The sequence below is a fragment of the Chitinivorax sp. B genome (assembly GCF_005503445.1).
Classification (GTDB): domain Bacteria; phylum Pseudomonadota; class Gammaproteobacteria; order Burkholderiales; family SCOH01; genus Chitinivorax.
Window position 1 is genome coordinate 1 of sequence record NZ_SCOH01000132.1, and the last position, 1,945, is coordinate 1,945.

The following is a 1,945-nucleotide window of genomic DNA, read 5'->3' on the forward strand; positions in this document are numbered from 1 at the left end:
GAAAAACATCGGCGGCTGTGGAAGAACTGTGAGCGGCAGTTGAATACCAGCTTGCAGTTCATCCATCTCGCCTTCTTGGCTCTATTGCTCAAAAGACTTTGAACAGGCTCTAAACACATTGCTGTAATGTGCGCATGCGTGGCAGGCGGAGGTCTGCTCCCATTGTGACCTGGGAACAAGGGGGGGTGAACATGACCGACTGCATCTCCATATCACGGTCGGCGCGATCCAGGCCTATCACCAGGTGTCGCGGCACAGTCATCCTCTGGCCGTGGCGCGATTACGGACCGCCGTCATGGATCGGCTGCAAAGTTATCATGGGGGTGATGACGTCCTGGGGATCAGTAGTCATAACTTCCCCGAATCCCAGTCACGGTGACGATCCGGCCAGGCCTCATGTTGTGCAACCCATCGACGCTTATCGCCTGTGTGAAGCGGCGCAAAGCTGAGTATACTGTCCGAAGCGGAACAGGCGTTTATCGCCAGCCGGTCCTCAGATTCACCCATGGTATTTCATGTGGAATGAATTTTATATAAACCAATTGCTTACCATATGCGGAAAATAACAATTAATTGTGAAATGCACATCATATAGCGATAATAAAATTTGAAAGCAAAGTTGAAAACGTTTTCAAAAAATCAATCCAAACCTATACATTCACCATGGTGAATGTTAAATAAGTAAAGTCCCCTATGAACTACGATAAACAGTTGATTATTGTGATGGTGTCGCCACCCGATAATCTACGGAATTTTGGAAAATACCTGTATGAAAAGCATCGTCAAAACTCCGAACTGGTGGAATATGACATTGCGAACAAGACCCCAACGCTAATAGCAAGTGCGGGATTGGGTGCATTGACAGAAAATTCACGGATCCAGATTGTGGGACACGGCGATCTGAATGGTGTTTCCTGCGCCGGTAAAAATGGACGGGTGCTTGCTAAATTTATTGCTGAGAAAGCAGCGCCAGGCGTAAAAAGGATCAAAAAAATCAGCCTGACCATTTGTTATGCTGCGGGCAATCCGACTCGGCAACCAGAGGCTGCCAATCTATATGATAGCTTCGCTGCGGAGTTTCACCGAAGCCTCAGAGCGCACCACGCAGTCATTGCCGATGTAACAGCGCGTCCAGCAACGATGATTGTTAACAAGCATGGGCAGAAGGAAACGCGTTTTAGCTACGGCACCTTTGGTGAGGCCTATCAACACCAAGGGGACAATACCAAATACTTGTTGACATGGAATAACAACGATCAGGTGATCATCAATTTGCGACCGGGTGATGTGGACATGGAAGGATAACGACACCTTATCGCGACACTGTGGCATAAATCGACTTCGGGAGCGCGGAAGCTCATCTGGGCATCGATTTATGCCACAGCCACTGCCCACGCATTAGACAGCATCACTTGTTCGGCTTGGGTGAGCAATACCGGTATATGCCCAGTGCCAAACAGCTCAACCCACCTGCCGATGTAACGACCACAACATAGCCACCGCTGAATCGTGCAACCGACAACAGCAAAACCCCTATTCCAATCAACGCCAGCGCATTCAATTGCCGCGCAGTCATTTTCTCTAGCACCACAACACCTCCATCATTATCACAACACAACTTTTCGCCACGGTAACTGCGATTTGTTGGATAGGCAACAATCAGCATACCCACCATTCGCCGACCTAGGGTAACCGCAATGACCAATGAGCAGGCGTTACACTCGCTGATTGCCATGTTGTACAGTCCGGCCTGAATAAATCGACAATCAGCAATGTCCGGGCTGGAGTCGGCGCCAAGTCCAGGCCACTGGGATCAATGGCGGCATTGATTTGACTGCGATCAAGGCCAAAAGAAGCCGTAGCTTCCGCAGGATCATGCGCAGGTTGTGTCCGCAGCAGCGCATGGAACGCATCGCCATCGGTGCCTTTCAGCCAGTTCCGCCGC

3 protein-coding genes and 1 pseudogene are annotated in these 1,945 nt (G+C 50.0%); 2 read left to right on the forward strand and 2 right to left on the reverse strand.

The features are described 5' to 3' along the window. Together FFS57_RS24745 and FFS57_RS24750 are read left to right on the forward strand one after the other, a co-directional pair. Window positions 1-102 (forward strand): annotated as a pseudogene (locus tag FFS57_RS24745) (IS5/IS1182 family transposase); the annotation flags it as partial. A gap of 591 nt (window positions 103-693) precedes the next feature. Beyond that, window positions 694-1,305, forward strand: coding sequence for a C80 family cysteine peptidase (locus FFS57_RS24750; protein WP_171014209.1), 612 nt, complete (start codon window positions 694-696; stop codon window positions 1,303-1,305). A gap of 103 nt (window positions 1,306-1,408) precedes the next feature. Here FFS57_RS24750 and FFS57_RS24755 read toward each other — a convergent pair whose 3' ends face one another. Next, entirely contained in the window at window positions 1,409-1,735 is a 327-nt protein-coding gene (locus FFS57_RS24755) for a hypothetical protein (protein ID WP_137940489.1), read from the reverse strand. After that, a partial coding sequence (locus FFS57_RS25640) for a hypothetical protein (RefSeq protein ID WP_212749181.1) occupies window positions 1,684-1,945 on the reverse strand: 262 nt, incomplete at its 5' end. The genes FFS57_RS25640 and FFS57_RS24755, both read right to left, overlap by 52 nt.

What these genes read in the sequence shown, in the direction of transcription:
- FFS57_RS24750 (WP_171014209.1), top strand. Translation starts at nt 694, where the DNA reads ATGAACTACGATAAACAGTTGATTATTGTGATGGTGTCGCCACCCGAT.
- FFS57_RS24755 (WP_137940489.1), bottom strand. Translation starts at nt 1,735, where the DNA reads ATGGCAATCAGCGAGTGTAACGCCTGCTCATTGGTCATTGCGGTTACC.